Below are 17,849 nucleotides of genomic sequence, written 5' to 3'. Positions count from 1 at the left end.
TGTCGGCCCGCGCCCCCCTCGACGAGGTGCTGCCGTTACTGCGGGCCGAAGGTCAGGGTCAGCTGGGGCGTCCCCTCGTTCGCGGCCGCCTCCGAGGACCACAGCCACGCCGGGTCGGCGCCGCCATTGGTCAGCGCCAGGCCGTAGGAGCCGTTCAGGGCCGCGGCGACGGCGGCCCGGTCCAGGGTGGTCGTGGCGAGCGCCGAGCCGTCCGCGATGCCGGCGAAGCTGCCGAGCGCGGTGGCGCCGAGGGCCGGACGGTTGGAGTAGGTCGTACCGGTCTCCGTCCACGCGCCGGTGACCGGAACCACGGACACGGTGTCGGTGGTCCCCGCCCCGCTCATCGTGTTCGTCTTCACGCTCAGCGTGGCCGACTTCAGGACGGTGCCGGCGGGCGCCGCGGGCAGGGTGAAGCGCAGGTAGCTCTGGTAGAGCGCGCTGCCGCCCACCGCCAGGGAACCGGAGGTGCCGAAGTTGGTGCCGGGTGCGCCCGCGTTGGCGTAGGTGTCCTCGGCGGCCTGGACCTGGACGACCGAGTCGGCCGGAGCCGTGGCGAGGGCGTAGTGGTTCTGCACCTGTGCGGGGGTCAAGGCCGTCGGGTAGACGGCGGTCTCGTCGAGCCGGCCCGCCCAGTAGTCGCTCGTGGGACGCTCGGGCCAGCCGTTCAGGTTGTCACCGCCCGCGTGCCAGTAGCCGGCGAAGTTCTCGTTCGTGGTGACGTTCAGGGTGCCCTTCTGCGCCCCGTCCACGTAGAGGACCATGCCGCCCGCGCCCTGGGTCGCGACGACGTGGTGCCACTGGTTGTCGTTGTAGCGGGCGGCGCCGCCCGTGGTGATCGTGCGGGTGGCTCCGGTGTAGACACCGAAGGTCAGGCGGCCGTCGTTGGTCATGTAGACGTGCTTGTCGTACTGGCTGCTGCCGCGCGTCTGGTTGTTGCCGAAGCCGACGAGCTTGCCGCCGCGCGTGGTGTTCGTCTTGAACCAGGTCTCCAGCGTGTAGGTGCCGCCGACCGTCGAGCGGCGGTCGCCGTACACCTGGGTGTCCGTCCCGTTGAAGCCGATCGCCGTGCTCGCGCCGGTGACCGCGCCGGGCGTCTGGCGCAGCGCCGGGGCGTTCAGGTGGACGCCGCCGGAGTTGCCGCCGTCCGAGGAGTCGGCGACGAAGGGCAGCGCGCTCTCGTCGTAGCGCCAGTACTGCGCGGCGCCGTCCGTGCGCACCTGGTTCGGGTAGGCGTCCGCGGTGGCCGGTACGGTCACCGATGCCGTGGCGGAGAGCGCGCTGGTGTTGCCCGCGCCGTCGGTCGCGGTCACCCGGTAGCTGTACGACTGGCCCGCGGCGACGGTGGTGTCGGTCCACGACGCCTGCGGGCGCCGGAAGAACAGCGAGTCGGCGGCGACCGTGGCGATCGGCGTGGCGGAGCCGTTGCGGTACACCTCGTACGTCAGCGTGCTGTCGTCGAGGTCGAGGCTGGTGCGCCAGCGCACCTGGACCTGGCCCGGCTTGAAGCTCACCGCGCTCGCGACCGGTACGGTCGGCGCTCCGGTGTCCCCCGTGGAGGCGAAGCGGGTCAGGCTCTGCTGCGCGGAGCCGTTGACGGTGGTGAACTCGCCACCGACCCAGAGGTACTGGACCCCGGCCTTGGAGCCGACCGTCATCACCCGCGGTCCGATGCCCTCGCCGATGCCGTCGTTGGTGTCGGGGGCCCAGCCCAGTTTGGCCGTGCCGGTGGTGGGTTCGGCGAGCAGGTGGTGGCGCTGCCCGTCGGGGTACTCGCCGACGCTGGAGCAGTCGTGCGCGTGCGAGGCACTGTAGAGCACGTTCTGGTAGGGCAGCACGGCCTGGGTGGCGCCGAGGCAGGTGTCGCGCCACCGCTGGTCGAAGCCCGCGAGGTCGAGCGCGATCCGGCCGTCGAAGACCCCGCCGCCGGTGCCCTCGTTGCCGGTGTAGAAGCCGGTGGCGTCGACGGCGATGTCCTTGACCACCGAGTTGGTCTCGATGAAGCCGGGGTAGGACTTGGCGAGCGCGCCACTGGTGGCGTCAACGACGGCGAGCGCGTGGGTGTTCGTACCGTTGACGGTGAAGAAGTCGCCGCCGATCAGCACGTTCCTGCCGTCGGGGGTCACTTCGACCGCGCGGCCCGGTTCGTCGGCGTCGGCCGTGAAGGGCCGCAGGGCGCCGTCGGTCGTGGTGACGGCGGCGAAGCGCTGGCGGGACTGGCCCTGGACGGTCAGGAAGTCGCCGCCGGCGTAGACGGTGTCGTCGGTGACGGCGAGCGCGCGGACGGTGGCCGCGAAGGACGGGTGGAACGCCGCCTTCGGGGTGCAGGTCGCCACGTCGATCGCGGCGAGGCTGGAGACCGGCGTGCCGTTGACGGCGCCGAAGTACCCGCCCGCGTACAGGGTCTGCTTGTCGGGCGACAGGGCCAGCGCTCGGACGGTGGCGGTGCCGCCGCCGACGGTGAAGGAGAGCGTGCAGGCCGTCGGGGCGCCGGTCGCCGCGTCGAGGGCGACGAAGTTGACCGCGGACTGCTCGGCGCCGGCGCCGCCCTCGGGCGGCCGGACGGCCGAAAAGGTACCACCGGCGAAGATCGTGCCGTTCGCTTCGGCGAGCGCCCAGACGACGCCATTGGGCTGCCAGGTCGACAGCGCGTCGGCCGTGAAGGCCACGGGCGGCGTGAGCGCCGCGGCCGGTGGTACGAGGCCCAGAGCGATGGCCGTCGCGCCACCGGACAGGGCCAGGGCGAGAGCGGTCGCCAGGCCTTTGGATCTGCGCATGAACCCCCCAGTTCAAGGTGCGAGGTGATGACGGTGCACGGCGGTGCGTGCGCGCACATGGCCGGAAACAGCTGAACCGGCGCCGTGCGTAGGGCGCACACTAGGGCGATTCCGCGCCGCGTTCACCACACTTGACCCATCGGATGCGGAAAAACCCGCTCCGGCCCCGTCAGCCGACCGGCGCCGCGCGGCACAGGAGCGCGGCGGCGGACGGACGGGACCCGACCCGGGTGGTGAAGGCGATGCCCGCCGCGTACTCCGTGGGCAGGCACTGGCCCTTGTAGGCGCCGTAGGCGAACTCCCCGCCCGCCGCGCCCGGCGGCCGGTTGTCGCCCCGGTCGAACCAGACGGTGCGGCCCGCTCCGGCGAGAGCGGCTCGTCCCGGCGCGCACAGGGCCGCGGAGAGCCGCTCGCCGCGCACGCTGTACCCGATCAGGAACTGGCCCACCGGGCACTGGAGCTTCGTGTAACCGCCCGCCCAGTCGCCACCGGCCGGCACGTACCGCTCGTCGCGCACCACGCTCTGGGCGCCCGTCGCGGCCCGCAGGCCCGAGCCGACGCAGAGGCCCCGACCCCCGGTGTGGCTCAGACCGACCAGCCCGGAGCCGTCGGGGCAGACCGCCTTGCGGGCCCCGCCGTCCCAGTCGCCGGTGGCCCGGGTCAGCAGCGAGGCGACCTGGTCGCGGTGGTCGGTGGTCAGCATCGACCAGCGGGTGACGGGGGCGACCGGCCCGCTGCGCCCGGCGGAAGCGGCGAGGGCGGCCCAGGGGGCCGTGCGCCAGTCCCCCGGGTCCAGGACCCCGGTGCGGCGGCCCGCGGCGTCGTAGCGGAGCAGGGCCCAGTCGTCCCCGCCCGGCGCGCCCTGCGCCGTGGTGCTCCAGCCGACCAGCGGCCAGTACGCGAAGTCGGCGTCGGAAGTGGCCAGGTACGAGGTGAGGCGGGTGAACCAGGTCCGCGGCGCGCCCCCGCCCTCGCCGGCGCCGATGCCGAACTCGCTGATCCACACCGGGGCGGTGAAGTGGTTGCCGCTCTCCGCGGAGACGTAGAAGGCCTGCTCGTACAGGGACTGTTCGAGTTCGGCGGCGCTCATGTCCTGGTAGCGCGGGTCATGGGTCTCGCCGAGCCCGGTCGCGCCGCTGTGGTGGGGCCCGGTGTAGCCGTAGAAGTGGGCGGAGTAGACCAGCTTGTCCGAGGCCACGAGCGTGTGGGAGAGGGTGCGCACGGGCGTCAGGGTGGGGCGGCCGTGCGGCAGACCGTCCAGCGGGATGCCGGTCCAGTTGATGCCCTCGATGACGACGAGCAGGTCGGGGTTGGCCTCGGTGAGGATCCGGTCGGCGGCCTCCTCCGCCGCCGCGTACCAGTCGTGGCCGTCCCCCAGGCCCCAGTTGGGGTCGTCGAGGGCGTCGCGGCGCACCTCGTTGTAGAGGTCGGCGCCGACCACCCGCGGGTTGCCGCGGTAGTGACGGGCGAGGAACACCCAGTCGTCGGCCCACTGGGCGGTGGAACGCCCACTGTTCCAGCGTTCGTTGCCGTCCAGGCCACAGCACCAGCGGGTGGTGTTGGTGTGGTTGTTGAGGATGACCGCGAATCCGTCGGCGGTCAGCGCGGCGACGACCGCGTCGTACACCTGGAACGGCGTCTTCCCGCGCAGCGTCGGATTGGCCGCGACCGCTGCGTCCGGGACCGGGGCGGTGGTGCGCAGCATCTCGCCGGAGAAGGGCAGCCGGATGCTGTTGAGCCCCAGCGCGTGGAAATCGGCGAGCAGAGCCGTGATCGGGGTCCGGTCGAGGCCGAGCGGAATCCCGTGGGAGTCCTGGCCCGCGTGGTGGGTGGCGGGGTCGGCCGCGTCCCCGGAGCCGTTCCAGGAGCCCTGGGCGCCGTCCCAGTTCCCGGAGCGCAGCCGCAGGCGCTCGCCCTTCGCGTCCACGATGTAGCGGCCGCGGGTCGACAGCGGCGGTGTCCAGGTCGCCGCGGCCGCCCGGCCGACGTCCGTCGCGGCGGCCCGCGCCTCCTGGGTCCCGGCGGCCCGTGCCGGTCCGGCCGGTACGGCGAGGGCCGTGACCAGCAGCGCGCACAGCAGTGGCACGCACCGCAGGAGGGCGTGGCGGGCCGCGCTCAGTGGGCTCTGCATCTCGCACCTACCGGTCCGGTCGCCTGTCAGACATGAATGAACGCGGTCAAGTTACCGGCCGGTCGGCGCCAGTGGAAGGGAGATGGCGGCCCCGGCGGGCGCGCACCCTGGCGAAAGCGCCACGCCGTGGCCCCGGCCCCTCTACCGTGCCTGCAGGGGGATCGGCTCGGTCGACGGAAGGCGGGGGCGGATGGACAGGGACGAAGACATGCGGCTGGCGAGGATCACCCCGGAGATCTCGCGCCGCACCATCACGCTGCTGCGGGAGCTGGCCGGACTGGAGCCGCCGGAGCGGGTGCCGGAGGACGCGATGGTCCTGGCGGACGCGATCCTGGCCGAGCACGGCACGGACGGGCTGCGGGTCCTCGTGATGACCCTCTCCGCGTGGGCGACCGCCCAGATAGAGAACGTCGCGGAGCTGAGCCAGCGCAGCTACGAGGCGGTGCTCGACGCGATGGAGCTGGCCTGCCTGGAGGCCAACGGCGACGAATGACGGCGGATCGCGACGAGGAACGGCCATCGGGCCGCCGGTCGGCGACACTGGGTGGAGCGGGGGGTCCCGATCGGAGGCCGTCGTGAGCAACCCTTCCCCCATCCGGATCGCAGCCGCCCTGTCCACCGAACACCGCGGGCGGCTGATGAGCCACGCCCACGAGGTGAACTTCCCCGAAAACGCGCGGATCTTCGACGAAGGAAACCGCGCCGAAACCTTCTGGATCGTGCGCTCCGGCACCGTCACCCTGGAGATCCCGGTCCCCGGCCGCCGGCCCACCCCGGTGGAGAGCCTCGGCCCCGGTGAGCTGGTGGGCTGGTCGTGGCTGTTCCCGCCGTACGTCTGGCAGCTGGGCGCCGAGGCGATGACCCCGGTGCGCGCGTACGAGTTCGACGGAACGACCGTCCGGATGCTGATGGACGCCGACCCGGCCTTCGGTTCCGCCGTGGGCCACTGGGTGGGCCGGGTACTGGCCCACCGCCTGCACCAGACCCGCACCCGCCTGCTCGACCTGTACGCCCCCCACTAGGGCATACGCACCTCCCCGGAGGCTCCACGTCGGCGCCGCCGGGGCCCGCACCGACCGGATACCGGCCTCCCGCGGGCCTTCGCTGGCCCGATGTCGACGGACCGATCTTCGGCCGTTTCGTATACAGGTTCTATACAGGTTTTCCTACAGGTCACAGGAGTCCGGACCGCCACAACCAGCGATCGAACGGTCGCTTTCGGTGACGTGAAATGGGGGTGCGGGTGAGCGGCCGCGCCCTGGGTGGGCAACACTCGTGTCCGTTATCCGAAACAACCACCCAAGGGAGTGTTCGAAATGCGGTCCATCGCAAGGGGTATGGGTCTCGCTTCCGCGGCCATGGCGCTCACCGCGCTCACCGCACTGGCCGGGTCGGGGGCGGCCGACGCCGCGCCCTCCGGCACCGAGAGCCTCTACGCGCCGTCCGCGCTGGTGCTCGGGATCACGGCGGGCGACGACGCCCGCAACGGAACGGTCCTGCGCGCCGTGACACTCGTCTGCGCACCCCGCCCGAGCGGCACCCACCCGGACCCGGCCGGCGCGTGTACGGAGTTACTCGCGGCCGCCGGCCAGGCCGACACGATCACCCGCGGCGGCTCCGCCGGGCCGTGCACCAGGGAGTGGGACCCGGTGACGGTCACGGCCGACGGCGTGTGGCAGGGCAAGCACTACACCTACCAGCACACCTTCGCCAACCGCTGCGCGATGAGGGGCGGCAGCGGGTCCCTGTTCGCGTTCTGACGTTTCCCCCGGGTCAGCCCAGTTCGAGGCTGGTCACCCCGTAGAGACCGGGGAGGTCGACCTCCGGCGCGGGGCCCGTGTACATCCGGGCGGCCTCGAAGGTGGGGACCAGGCCGAGTCCGGACACGAGGGCGAGGGCGGCGGGATTGGCGTCGGGCACGTCCACCGCCACCGGTCCCGCTCCCCCGTCCGGGGCCCCGGGCACCGTCGCCGCCAGCCGCTGGATCAGGGCGGCGGCGACGGCCGGGGTGGCGGCGTAGAGCGGACCGATCCGCGAGGCCGCACTGCACGGCCGGATCACCCCCAGGCCCTCCACCCGCCCGTCACGGACGACCGCCAGGGCCGTGCGGCCGGGCAGCCCGGTCCAGGCCGCGAGAAAGGAATCGCGCGGCTCGGGGAAGAACCTCCGGTCGTAGGCGGCCAGTTCGGCGAAGGGCAGGGAGCGGGCATCGATCACCTCGATGCCGGCGCCGGCGCTCCCGAAGTCGCCGCTCTCCTGCGGCGCGACGGGAACGCCCTCGTGGCGAACGTTGTTCCAGGCCGAACGGAAGCCGGACTTGCGGTAGTTGTCCTGCTGGGCGACGACCCCGTCCAGGCCGACGAGGCGCCCGTCGAGCCGGGCCATGGCGGCGCGCCAGAGCTGGATCCCGTACCCCTGCCCGCGCACGGCGGGGCGGGCGATGTAGAAGCCGACGAAGCCGAACCCGGCGCCGTAGCGGACCGCCGAGACGCAGGCCACGGGCTCGCCGTCGAGCCGCCCCACCAGGAAGCCGCGCGGGTCGGCCACGGCGAAGGCCAGCCGGTCGGTGTCACCGGGATTCCATCCTTCGTCGTCGGACCAGGCCCGGAACAGCTCCATGTCGGCGGTGCTCGCGCCGGCGATCTCGAATGCGCTCATGTGCGGTGTTGTACCAGAGGTGCGGTCCGTCCCGGTACGGAGCCTGTCCGGCCGACGGCCCGTCAGTGACCGCCCCGGGGCTCCCAGCAGCCGCCCTCCATGTACGAGCCGTGGGTCTCGATCCGCACCGGGTCGTGCAGTTGACCACCGACGCAGGGTCCGCCCTCGTGGATGCGCAGCTCGAACCAGAGGGTGCCGGTCTGCCCCGGACCGCTCTTGACGACGCCCGGGTCCACGGCGTAGCCGAGCCCCTCCAGCGCGGTCCGCAGCTCCGCCTCGGTGTGCGGGACCGTCCTGCCCTCCCCGGTCAGGGCCGCCCGGATGCGCTCCGCGTGGGCCCGGCCGAGACACTGCTCCTTGGGGGTGTCGGGCAGTTCCCTCTTGAACGCGTGGTTCTCGGCGTACTTGTTCGCCTCCGGGTCCGTCCCGGAGCCGCCCGTACCGTCGCTGCCCCGCGGCTGCGGCAGGCTGGTGGCTCGGTCCGCGCACCGCGCGGCGATCTCGGGGTGGAGCTGGTCGTGCCGGGCGGCGGCCGCCCGCGCGCGGGCCGCGTAGTCCACGCTCGGGGACACGGCCGGTACCGGGTCGGCGCCGTCCCCCGTGGTCGACGTGGTGCCGCAGCCGGCCAGCGCGAGCAGGGCGCAGGCCGAGAGGACGACAGCGGGAATGCGGCGGGGTGTCACAACGGCTCCAGGGTCCCTGACGGGCGGTTCCCCGCGGGCGGGGCTGAGCGATCAGTATCGCCAACGCGCGCCGCGCGGACCTGAGTACCCGTACTCAGCGGATGTCAGTGGGCCCGGCTATAACGGGATCGCAAGCAAGGTCCGTTACGTCCCGGAGGATGCCATGACCGCCGTGCAGTGGAAACTCGTCGTCGACTGTGCCGATCCGCTGCGCCTCGCGCGGTTCTGGTCGGCGGCGCTGGGGTACGCGCAGGAGGAGCATTCCGAGCTGATCGAGCGGCTGATCGGCTTCGGCGCGGTCACGGACGCCGACTGGATGGTGGTGGACGGCCGGAAGATGTGGCGCGGCGCCGCGGCCGTGCGCCACCCGGAGGACCCGGTCGACCCGGCGACCGGGGTCGGGCTGGGGCGCCGCCTGCTCTTCAATGCCGTGCCGGAGCCCAAGCAGGGCAAGAACCGGCTGCACATCGACCTGCACTTCGGTCCGGAGCGGCGGGTGGCGGAGAGCGAGCGGCTGACCTCGCTGGGGGCCACGGTGCTGCGGACGGTGGAGGAGCACGGCATGTCGCACGTGGTGATGGCGGACCCCGAGGGCAACGAGTTCTGCGTGCAGTGATGCCGCCGGCGCCACCGGCCGGTCGGCGCGCCGCTTAATGCTTCGCCCCGGGGGGCGGGGGCTGCGTAGGGTCGCGGGCATGGGGAAGCCACTCGTCGTCGTGTTCAGCGGGGCCGGAATGTCCACCGATTCCGGGATTCCGGACTACCGGGGGCCGCAGGGCCTGTGGCGCCGGGAGCCCGGCGCCGAGAAGTTGGTGACCTACGAGTACTACATGGAGGATCCGGAGATCCGGCGACGGTCCTGGCTGATGCGCGCCGAGATCGCCGCGCTCGGGGCCCTGCCCAACGCGGCGCACCTGGCCGTGGCCGCGCTGGAGCGCGCCGGGACCCCGGTCCGGGTCGTCACCCAGAACGTCGACGGGCTGCACCAGCTCGCCGGCATGCCCGACCGCAAGGTCTTCGAGCTGCACGGAACCGCCCGGGCCGTCGTCTGCACCCGGTGTCATGTCCGCTCCCCGATGTCCGAGACCCTGGACCGGGTCGCGGCGGGCGAGCCCGACCCCGCCTGCCTGACCTGCGGCGGGATCCTCAAGGCCGGGACCGTGATGTTCGGCGAGCGACTCGATCCCGAGGTGTTGGCGCAGGCCGTGGCGGTGGCCAAGGGCTGCCAGGTCTTCATCGCCGTCGGCAGCACCCTCCAGGTGCAGCCCGCCGCCTCGCTGGCCGGGATCGCGGCCGAGCACGGCGCCCGGCTGATCATCGTGAACGCGGAGGAGACCCCGTACGACCCGCTCGCCGACGAGGTGATCCGGGAACCGATCGGGAGCGCCCTGCCCGCGCTCCTCGACCGGCTCCAGGACGTCCAGGTCTAGGGGGTCCAGGTCCAGGGGGTCCAGCGGGTCCCCGGCCCCGCGGGCTCAGCTGCCCGCGTGGGCCTTCTTCACCGCCGCCAGGTCGATCTTCTTCATCGTGTACACGGCGGCGCTGGCCCGTGCGGCCTTCGCCGGATCGGGGTCGCTGATCAGGTCGATCACCTCGGCCGGGACGACCTGCCAGGACAGGCCGAAGCGGTCCTTGAGCCAGCCGCAGACGGACGGCTCGCCGCCGTCCGCGGTCAGCGCCTCCCAGTAGTGGTCCACCTCGGCCTGGTCGGCGCAGTGGATCTGGAAGGAGACGGCCTCGGTGAAGGTGAACCGGGGGCCGCCGTTGAGGCCGACGAACTTCTGTCCGTTGATCTCGAACTCGACGACCATCACGGACCCCACCTCGCCCGGACCCGCGTCGGTGTAGTGGCCGATCCGACCGCGCTTGCCGTCCTTGAAGACGGAGAGGTAGAAGTCGGCGGCCGCTTCCGCATTGCCGTCGAACCACAGGCACGTGGTGAAACCGTTGCTGATCATGAATGCCTCCAGCGGGTGTGGGCGGGTTCTCGTCCCACCCATACAGACCGGTCCCGGACCCGATTCTCATCGGTGGGCCCGGGACCGGTCCGCGAAGCACCCGTACGGGCTACATCTCCAGCATGCGGTCGACGACCCGCTCGGCGGCCCGGCCGTCGTCGAGGTCGCAGAACTCCGCGCGGAAGGCGGCGCGCCGCTCCGCGTACTCGGCGCCGATCGCGTCGGCGTCGCGCACCGCGGCGAGCAGGCTCGTCGCATCGTGCAGCAGCGGGCCCGGGCCCTTGGCCTCCAGGTCGATGGTGAGGCCGCGCAGCGTGTCGCGGTAGTGCGCCAGGTCGTAGGTGAACAGCAGGATCGGCCGGTCGGTGAGCGCGAAGTCGCACATCGCGGACGAATAGTCCGAGACGAGCACGTCGGCCACCAACAGCAGGTCCGTGGCGTCGGCCCAGCGGGACACGTCCTTCACGAAGCCGTCGCGGACCGCGTCGCGGACCTGCTCGGTCACCCGGTAGTGGCCGCGGACCAGCAGTACGTGGTCCTCGCCCAGCTCGCGCCGGGCCTCGTCCAGGTCGATGCGCAGGTCGAGCTTGTAGCCGTTGGACCAGCCCTCGTTGTTCTCGCGCCAGGTCGGCATGTAGAGGACGACCTTCTTGCCCTCGGGCAGCCCGAGACGGCGGCGGACCTCGGCGATCCGGTCGGCGTCGGGGCGCACCAGGGCGTCGGCGCGCGGGCTGCCGACCTCCATGACCTCGCCCTTGAAACCGAGGGCGCGCTTGAGGACGGGCGTGGCGAAGCTGCTCGGGGAGACCAGCAGCGACCACTGGGCGCTGTCGTGCTCCAGCGCTTCGAGCACCTCGGGGCTCGAGTAGTAGTCGTGGATGAAGTCGTGGCCGATCTGCTTGAGCGGCGTGCCGTGCCAGGTCTGTACGACGACCTGGCCCTCGCGGCGGAAGAACGGCGCGGGCACGCTGTCGTTGGCGACGTAGTAGCGGGCGCGGGCCAGTACGTCCCACGCTTCCAGGCTGCGGTACTGCACGGCACGCGCGGTCGGCGGGACCTCCGTGTGGCCGTCGCGGACCAGCCAGACGTGCTCCAGCTTCTCGCCGCGGCGCACCAGCTCCTCGTGGATGGCGCGCGGCGAGTCGCCCGCGCCGTTCCCCTGGAAGGTGTCGTAGACCACGATGTCCTTGACCGGGGCCTGGCGCTGCTGCGGGTAGGTCACGTCGCGGGCGATGCGCTGCGCGTACCGGGAGCGGTCGTGCGGGGTCAACAGCTGGTCGACGACCAGCGCCATGCGGTCGAAGAAGCGCGCTTCCACGCGCATCCGCCGGCCGTCGACGGTCAGGCCGGCGGGGCCGCTGCCGAGGGCGGGGGCGATCATCTGGACCGGGGCGCCCCGGTCGACACCGAGCAGGCTCGCGGTGACGCCGCCGCGGCTGACCGGGCGCAGCGTCGGCCACCAGCGGCCGTGCGGCAGCGTGGTCCGCCCCGCGAAGTGCTCGGGCAGCACCGGGACGAAGGAGGCGTCGAAGCGGCCGTCGCCGAGGGTGACGGGGTAGCTGTACTCCTCGCCGTGCCAGTTGTGCAGGACCAGCTCGTGCGGCTCGTCGGCGCTGTCGGCGGGCGGCAGGTAGGTGCCGTTCAGGGTCAGGCGGCCGTCCTCGGCCGCGACGGTCTCCACCAGCGGCGGCGACGGCTGGAGGGCGAAGCAGAGGTGCCCGACGGCGGTGCGCTTGACGAAGACGGAGCGGCCGGTGTCGTCCCCGGGGACGGGGACCACGAGGCCGGTGAACCCGCCGCGCTCGTCGTGCGCGAGGTCGACGGCCGTGCCGTCGGCCCCGGTCACGGACAGGTTCCACGGCTCGGGGAGCCATTCGCCGGGGGCGGGCACCGCGTCGGGTACGGCGGCCAGGTCGGCGACGGGCACGCGCACGGTGAAGGCACTGCGGCCGCCGTGGGCGCCCGGGGTGGTCTCCAGCGGGAGCGTCACGACGGTGCCGCTGTTCTGGTGCTGGGCGCGCAGGGCGGCTCCGGCGGCGAAGTCGGCGGCGAGCTCGCCGCTGACCACGAAGCCGGTGCCGTCGGCGTCGGGGCGGACGTCCAGGACCCGGGCGCGGACGACCTCGACCGTGACGGTGAGCGCACCGGCGACGGTGGGGACGATCCGGACGTCGGGCGCCACCCAGTGGGCGGGCGGGGTCAGACCGCTGTCGTGGTCGCCGCCCTTGAGCCGGGCGCGGTGCAGACCGCCGGCGCCGGTGACGGCGATCGAAGTGGTCCACGTGCCGTCGCGCCACTTGCCGCCCTGCTGGAAGACGGAGGGGTCGACGACGGCGGTGAAGCCGGCCCAGTCGGCGTGCCGCAGCGCGAGGTGCGCCGCGTTCACGGTGGCCATGGGCGCGGCGACGGTGCGGGTGTTGACGACCGTACGGCGGCGCTTGCCCTTCTCCCGGAAGATCAGCATCTTGCGGGAGCCCAGGCGGCTCTCGGCACCGAGGTGGCCGGGCAGGGCGTAGCCGCGCAGCAGCAGCTTGCCGCCGCTCCACGCCGCGTGTTCGAGCTTGCTGACGACGCGGCGTTCGCGCGGGCCGAGGGTGAGCACCTTGGCCGGGACGGGCGGGCGGCCCTGGAGGAAGGGGTAGTCGGCCTGCGGCCGGGCGAGGCCCTTGACCGGGACGCTGTAGGAGAAGTCGCCCTGGTGCTTGAGGAGCGCGATGAAGTCCTCGACGCGGCCTTCACCGGCGAGGTAGGCCTTGAGCCGGTCGGCGACGGTGAGGTCGCTCCAGGGCTCGCTGCCGATCTCGCGGACCAGGGCGCCGACGTCGCGGACGAAGGCGTCGCGGAAGTCCTGGCCGCCCTCGGGCACGTACTTGTAGATGAGCGGGAGTTCTTCGCTCAGCACGTTGTGGTCGAAGTCGCGCAGGTAACGGGCGTACTTGGCGCCGGTCTTGGCCTGGAGTGCGTCGCGGACCAGGCGGACGGAGGTGACGCGGTCGACGAGCGAGACCGGGTCGGTGGAGCGCTGGGTGATGGAGCGCTCGCCGGTCTCGCGGACACGCCAGTGGTAGACGACGTCGCTGAGCACGTCGACGCTGGCGGCGAAGTAGTGCGCGGGGATGCTGACGGGGGCGTCCTCGTAGAGGATGCCCTCCGGGTACTGGAACCCGTGCTCGTCCCAGAAGGTGCGCCGGTAGACCTTGTTCCAGGCGGTCCGGTCGGTGACGAGCGGGGCGAACTTGGAGATGTGCGTCTTCAGCCGGGTCTTGGCGAAGGGCGCCTTGTGCCCCCACGACTGGTTCATGCCGACCGAGCGGAACCGCAGGACGTTGCCGCCGACGAAGTCCGAGCCGGTCTCGTCGAGGGTGTCCACCATCAGCTGGTAGGCGTTCGCCGGCAGGGTGTCGTCACTGTCGACGAAGGCGAGGTACTCGCTGCCCTCCGACAGGTGCCGGGCGCCGGCGTTGCGGGCGGCGCCGAGTCCGGCGTTCTCCTGCATGACCAGTCGGAAGCGACCGTCCCGTGCGGCGAAGGCCTTGGCTATGACGGCACTGGTGTCCGTCGAGCCGTCGTCGACCATGATGACTTCGAAGTCGCCGAACGTCTGCGCGGCGAGAGACTCCAGGCACTCATCGAGGTAGAGCTCGACGTTGTAGACAGGGACGACGATGCTCAGGCGCGGGGGCATGGGTGACGAATTCTCCAGCGGGTCTGTCAGTCAATGATCAGCTAATTACAGCATCTTACTCTGTAACGGGATTATAAACTCCACCCAATCCGGACAAAACTGTGCAGGTGACGGGGGCGAACGGCAAATAATTCGACCGCTCGCCACCCCACCGTGAGCGTACGTACCGTCAGACCTCGAGTTCGGCCTCGATCCGCTTGAGATGGTGCCGGGCCATCGCGAGGTTGGCCCGTTCCTTGTCCAGCGCCAGGTAGAGGAAGAGGCCCTGGGCATTGCGGCCGCGCAGCAGCCGGATGAGGTGGTACTGCGAGCCGAGGGTGATGAGGATGTCCTCGATCTCGTCCTTGATGCCGAGCAGCTCCATGGTGCGCACCTTCGCGCGCACCACGTCGGTGTTGCCCGCGGCGGCGACCGAGAGGTCGAAGTCCTTGCTGCCGCCGACGGTGCCGAGGGCCATGCCGCTGCCGTAGTCGACCAGGGCGGCGCCGATGGCACCGTCGATGGTGGTGGTCTCCTTGAGGGCGGTCTCCACGTTGGCCATGGGGGATTCCTTTCCGGTGTTCCTACTGGTGATGGGGCGATGGGTGGTGCGGTGGTGGCGGGTGGTGCGGTGCGTGGTGCTCGGGGTCAGCGGGGGCCTTCGGGGGTCTGCGGGCCACGGCGGCCGAGGACGCCGTCTATGAGCTCGGCGATCCGCAGGCTGGAGCGGCGGGCCTCCAGGTGCAGGCGGCCGACATTGGCGCGCGGCTCCGCGATCAGGGTCAGGACCGCCGCGTCCCCCGCGGCGTAGGTGGCGACGTACCCGTGCTCGCCCCGGACGAGCAGTTCCCGGAAGTCGCCCTGTCCGGTGCTGTCGCTGAGCCGCTGGGCCACTCCGAGGGCGGCGGCGGTCAGCGCCGCCACGGCTTCCGCCTCGGTGGCGGCCGTGTCCCGGGCGAGCACGAGCCCGTCGGCACTGGCGGCGAGGGCTCCGGTGAGCTGGGGGACCCGGGCCCGCAGCCGCCGCAGCTCTGCGAGGATCTCGGCTTCGGCCTCGGCGGGCACCATCGACAGTCTCCTTTCGGTTTGACGCCCCCGCTCGGCCTGCCGCCGGTCGGCGCGCGGTCGCAACGGGAGCCTCACAGGCTTGCCTCCAGTGCGTCGCGTAACCGGCGGAGCAGGGCCACGTCCGGGGTCTGGGCCTGGGTCATCCACTCCGGCAGCGGCTCCGCTACTGGCCCGGGCACCTGTGCGTGGGGGGTCTCGACCAGTCCGGCGGCGGCGAGCCGCCGTACGTCGAGCAGGGTGTGGAAGGCCGGGCGTCCCAGCACCCAGGCCAGTGCGGCGGGGGTGCGCACCCCGTCCGCCTGCCGCAGCAGGATGCGCTGGCGGCTGGTGACGGTCTGGCCGGGCGCGGCCGCCCGGGGCACCACCGGCGAGGTGTCGAGCAAGGGGTACGGCCACACCGCGTCCAGCAGTTCGCGCCGGCGCCGGGTCTCGCGCTCCACGGCGGCGGCCGGTACGGAGCGCACCGAGCCGATCCAGTGGGTGGCCCCGCGCCGGAAGCGCGAGGGTCCGCTGCCCGGGGAGAGCGCGAAGAAGGCGGCGTCGAAGATCGCGGCGAGGTGGCAGATCTCCAGTTCGCCCCCGGCGAGCCCGCCGCTGTCGACGAGGAACCGGGCGACCTGGCGGCGGGCTCCGGCCCGGTCCACGGCCTCCCGCCAGCGTTCGGGGGCGAGTCCGCCGCCCTTGGTGAGCAGGACGTCGAGGCCCGGCGTGGCCGGACTCTCGGCGTGCACGATCCGTCCGTCCTCCAGGAAGAGGGTGCCGCGGTCGCGCAGGAGCGCTCCGGTGGCCCGCTCGGCGGCGAGCCGGGTGAGCAGCGGGGAGACGGCGGTGGGGCCGGACACGGTGTCGGCGGTGAAGGGCGCGGTGGTCATCTGAGCACCAGCCCCGCCGCCAGGTCCCTGAGTCTGAGCCGGGCGAGGGCGAGGTTGCCCTGGGACCGGTCCAGCCACAGGTGAAGGAAGACGCTGCTGTCGAAGCTCGTCTCGACGAAGCGCAGCACGTGGTAGCCGGAGCGCGTGGTGACGATCAGGTCCTCGATGGGCGGGCCCTCCTCGTCACCGGGGGCCGTGCGGCCGTCGCCGTCCGGCGGGCCGGGCGCGAAGGACTCGTATTCGGCGGCGGCCCGGGCCAGCTCCGCGGTCTCCGCGGCGGTGGTCTCGTGGTCCCCCACCGGTGATTCCCCCGCGGTGCCGAGGGCCAGTCCACTGCTCCAGTCCACCAGCGCGGCTCCGCGCGCACCGGGCAGCGTCATGGCTTCGAGCAGGCATTCGTCGATCCCGGGCACGCGGGTTCCCCTCCCGGCCGGTCGTGCGTGGTGCACGGTCGTGCGGCGCGACAGAGAGGAACTTACTGAAGTTCCACACTGCGGAAGGGTGTTCTGGCATTTTCCCTTGGAACATGCGCTTGATGCTTACGGACCGGTGGCCGGATGCCGTCCAAGACCGGTCATCCCCTGATCATTTGCGGTCAAGAGGCCAGCGGGAGCGGCCGGCCGTCGGCCAACCGGAAGGCCCCGCCCTCGCGCCGGACGTACCCCTCGTAGGTGAGCGTGCGCAGCAAGTGGTAGACGGTCGGGAGGGGGATACCGGTGATCCGCGCCAGCCGTTTGGCCGTCGCACCACCCTCCGCGTACATGGCTTCCACCAGGCGCAGCGCCCGTTGGACGGAACCGATGAGGGTGGGTGTGCTGTGGGGTGCGCTGTCCCGCTGAGTCTGCTCGGTGCCCATGAGTAGTCCCCCTGCTCCGGTAGGCGGCCTGGCAAACCCATCAAAGTCCTTCGCCGCCCGCAACACCAGCTGACTCGCGTCAAGCCGGGCACGAGATCGACGAAGGCCGGATCGCGTCCTCGTCAGCGTCCTCGTCAGCGTCCTCGTCAGGCCCGGGTCCAGCCGTCGAACCGCCAGGGCGTGGTGACCGTCATGGCGTGCGGGGTGCCGGAGACCGTGATGCACGCGTCGCGCGGGGTGCCCTGCTCGAAGCAGATGTGCAGCGATCCGTCGGGCCGGACCTCGGCGTCCGAGACCCGGCACAGGCCGAGCTCGCCGAGCACGGCCATCTTGTGCGCGGGGAGGGTGGCACCCGGGGAACGCACGATCCGCTCCTCACCCGCCGGGTCGTGGCCCACCCGGACCCAGCCGAAGTCCGGCTGCGCCAGCCGCCACGAGGCGTCGATGGTGATGCGGCCCTCCGCCTGCGCCTCCTCGTCGTGGAAGACGAGGTAGGGCCAGGCCTGGCGCTCCCCCACCTCGTAGACGACGGTGCCGATGAGGTCGGCGGCGTCGAAGGCGTACGCGCCCGCCTCCTCGCCCGCCGCGTCCGGGTGGTTCGCGCAGCCGCTGTCGAGGCACTCGGGTAGCGGGTCGACGGCGGGCCCGGGCACCGGCGCGTGACCGGTCAGCCGGCCCCAGAGGGCGGGTACGGCGTGCCGCTGCACCAGGTCCACCACGTCCTCGGCGACCGCCGACGCGCTCTGCTCGTCGGTGATCGTCCACCAGTGGTCGTGCGGGTGGCCGAGCAGCCCGCCGATGCGGGCGTGCCAGCCGACGGGGCCGACGTGGTTGGCCGACAGCCGGGTGCCGAGCGCGGGCCGCCGCCGTCGCAGGTCCTCGTGCTCCTGGTATCCGACGGCGCGCAGGTTGACGGTGAAACGGCAGCGGTCCGCGGTGGAGCCCGCGCTGCGCTGGAAGCCGATCAGGGCGTGGTCGGGGGCGGCGACCGCGAGCCGGTACTCCCGGCCGGTGCCCGTGAAGCCCGCTTCGCGCAGTGCCGGGGCTATGCGCTCGCGGAGCATCTGATGGAACAAGTCGGTCGCATTCACTCCCGCAGTGTCCCAAGCCGGACCCTCCGGGAGCAAAGCGGTACCGCGCGCCCTCGGAACCGCGGAGGGCGAGCTCCCCGCGCCGTGACGACGA

At 72.5% G+C, this 17,849-nt stretch carries 16 protein-coding genes and 1 pseudogene; 5 read left to right on the top strand and 12 right to left on the bottom strand.

Annotation, left to right across the window (positions count from 1 at the left end):
- Window positions 1–35: 35 nt before the first annotated feature.
- A complete protein-coding gene (locus ACIBEA_RS34925; RefSeq protein ID WP_399267208.1) occupies window positions 36–2,774 on the bottom strand; it encodes a DNRLRE domain-containing protein in 2,739 nt (912 codons plus the stop codon).
- A gap of 169 nt (window positions 2,775–2,943) precedes the next feature.
- A complete protein-coding gene (locus ACIBEA_RS34920; protein WP_399267207.1) occupies window positions 2,944–4,905 on the bottom strand; it encodes a glycoside hydrolase family 5 protein in 1,962 nt (653 codons plus the stop codon).
- Between the two features lie 190 nt (window positions 4,906–5,095).
- On the opposite strand from ACIBEA_RS34920, the gene ACIBEA_RS34915 reads away from it, so the two are divergent.
- The 3 genes from ACIBEA_RS34915 to ACIBEA_RS34905 all read left to right on the top strand — a co-directional run bounded on the left by ACIBEA_RS34915 (window position 5,096) and on the right by ACIBEA_RS34905 (window position 6,665).
- Window positions 5,096–5,398, top strand: coding sequence for a hypothetical protein (locus ACIBEA_RS34915; RefSeq protein ID WP_399267206.1), 303 nt, complete (start codon window positions 5,096–5,098; stop codon window positions 5,396–5,398).
- Between the two features lie 82 nt (window positions 5,399–5,480).
- Entirely contained in the window at window positions 5,481–5,927 is a 447-nt protein-coding gene (locus ACIBEA_RS34910) for a Crp/Fnr family transcriptional regulator (protein ID WP_399267205.1), read from the top strand.
- A gap of 315 nt (window positions 5,928–6,242) precedes the next feature.
- Complete coding sequence (locus tag ACIBEA_RS34905) at window positions 6,243–6,665, top strand: SSI family serine proteinase inhibitor (RefSeq protein ID WP_385778904.1); 423 nt, start codon at window positions 6,243–6,245, stop codon at window positions 6,663–6,665.
- Window positions 6,666–6,678: 13 nt separating this feature from the next.
- Here the strand turns inward: ACIBEA_RS34905 and ACIBEA_RS34900 are convergent, their stop codons facing one another.
- Both ACIBEA_RS34900 and ACIBEA_RS34895 read right to left on the bottom strand, forming a co-directional pair.
- On the bottom strand, window positions 6,679–7,563 hold the full coding sequence (locus ACIBEA_RS34900; RefSeq protein WP_399267204.1) for a GNAT family N-acetyltransferase: 885 nt from the start codon (window positions 7,561–7,563) through the stop codon (window positions 6,679–6,681).
- A gap of 62 nt (window positions 7,564–7,625) precedes the next feature.
- Entirely contained in the window at window positions 7,626–8,246 is a 621-nt protein-coding gene (locus ACIBEA_RS34895; protein ID WP_399267203.1) for a hypothetical protein, read from the bottom strand.
- Window positions 8,247–8,409: 163 nt separating this feature from the next.
- Here ACIBEA_RS34895 and ACIBEA_RS34890 point away from each other — a divergent pair, with 163 nt between their 5' ends.
- Together ACIBEA_RS34890 and ACIBEA_RS34885 are read left to right on the top strand one after the other, a co-directional pair.
- A complete protein-coding gene (locus ACIBEA_RS34890) occupies window positions 8,410–8,862 on the top strand; it encodes a VOC family protein (RefSeq protein ID WP_399267202.1) in 453 nt (150 codons plus the stop codon).
- A gap of 79 nt (window positions 8,863–8,941) precedes the next feature.
- Window positions 8,942–9,676 (top strand): SIR2 family NAD-dependent protein deacylase, encoded by a 735-nt coding sequence (locus tag ACIBEA_RS34885; protein WP_399267201.1) that lies wholly within the window; start codon window positions 8,942–8,944, stop codon window positions 9,674–9,676.
- A gap of 45 nt (window positions 9,677–9,721) precedes the next feature.
- Here the strand turns inward: ACIBEA_RS34885 and ACIBEA_RS34880 are convergent, their stop codons facing one another.
- From ACIBEA_RS34880 to ACIBEA_RS34845, 8 genes and pseudogenes are all read right to left on the bottom strand, one after another.
- Complete coding sequence (locus ACIBEA_RS34880) at window positions 9,722–10,204, bottom strand: VOC family protein (protein ID WP_399267200.1); 483 nt, start codon at window positions 10,202–10,204, stop codon at window positions 9,722–9,724.
- A gap of 109 nt (window positions 10,205–10,313) precedes the next feature.
- A complete protein-coding gene (locus ACIBEA_RS34875; protein ID WP_399267199.1) occupies window positions 10,314–13,889 on the bottom strand; it encodes a CDP-glycerol glycerophosphotransferase family protein in 3,576 nt (1,191 codons plus the stop codon).
- A 169-nt stretch (window positions 13,890–14,058) separates the two neighbouring features.
- Window positions 14,059–14,430, bottom strand: a complete 372-nt coding sequence (locus ACIBEA_RS34870; RefSeq protein WP_399267198.1) for a hypothetical protein — start codon at window positions 14,428–14,430, stop codon at window positions 14,059–14,061.
- An 86-nt stretch (window positions 14,431–14,516) separates the two neighbouring features.
- The gene (locus ACIBEA_RS34865) at window positions 14,517–15,011 is read right to left on the bottom strand and encodes a roadblock/LC7 domain-containing protein (RefSeq protein WP_399267197.1); all 495 of its coding nucleotides are present in this window, start codon (window positions 15,009–15,011) and stop codon (window positions 14,517–14,519) included.
- A complete protein-coding gene (locus tag ACIBEA_RS34860; protein WP_399267196.1) occupies window positions 15,008–15,808 on the bottom strand; it encodes a transcriptional regulator in 801 nt (266 codons plus the stop codon). Before ACIBEA_RS34860 ends, ACIBEA_RS34865 begins: the two co-directional genes overlap by 4 nt.
- Complete coding sequence (locus ACIBEA_RS34855; RefSeq protein ID WP_399267195.1) at window positions 15,805–16,221, bottom strand: hypothetical protein; 417 nt, start codon at window positions 16,219–16,221, stop codon at window positions 15,805–15,807. Before ACIBEA_RS34855 ends, ACIBEA_RS34860 begins: the two co-directional genes overlap by 4 nt.
- Window positions 16,222–16,430: 209 nt before the next feature.
- A pseudogene (locus tag ACIBEA_RS34850) lies at window positions 16,431–16,664 on the bottom strand (helix-turn-helix domain-containing protein); the annotation flags it as partial.
- 146 nt (window positions 16,665–16,810) lie between these two features.
- On the bottom strand, window positions 16,811–17,755 hold the full coding sequence (locus ACIBEA_RS34845; RefSeq protein WP_399267194.1) for a DUF4304 domain-containing protein: 945 nt from the start codon (window positions 17,753–17,755) through the stop codon (window positions 16,811–16,813).
- Window positions 17,756–17,849 lie beyond the last annotated feature (94 nt).

The organism is Streptomyces sp. NPDC051555, from assembly GCF_044454405.1.
GTDB lineage: Bacteria > Actinomycetota > Actinomycetes > Streptomycetales > Streptomycetaceae > Streptomyces.
This window is presented reverse-complemented; position numbering and strand designations above follow the sequence as displayed.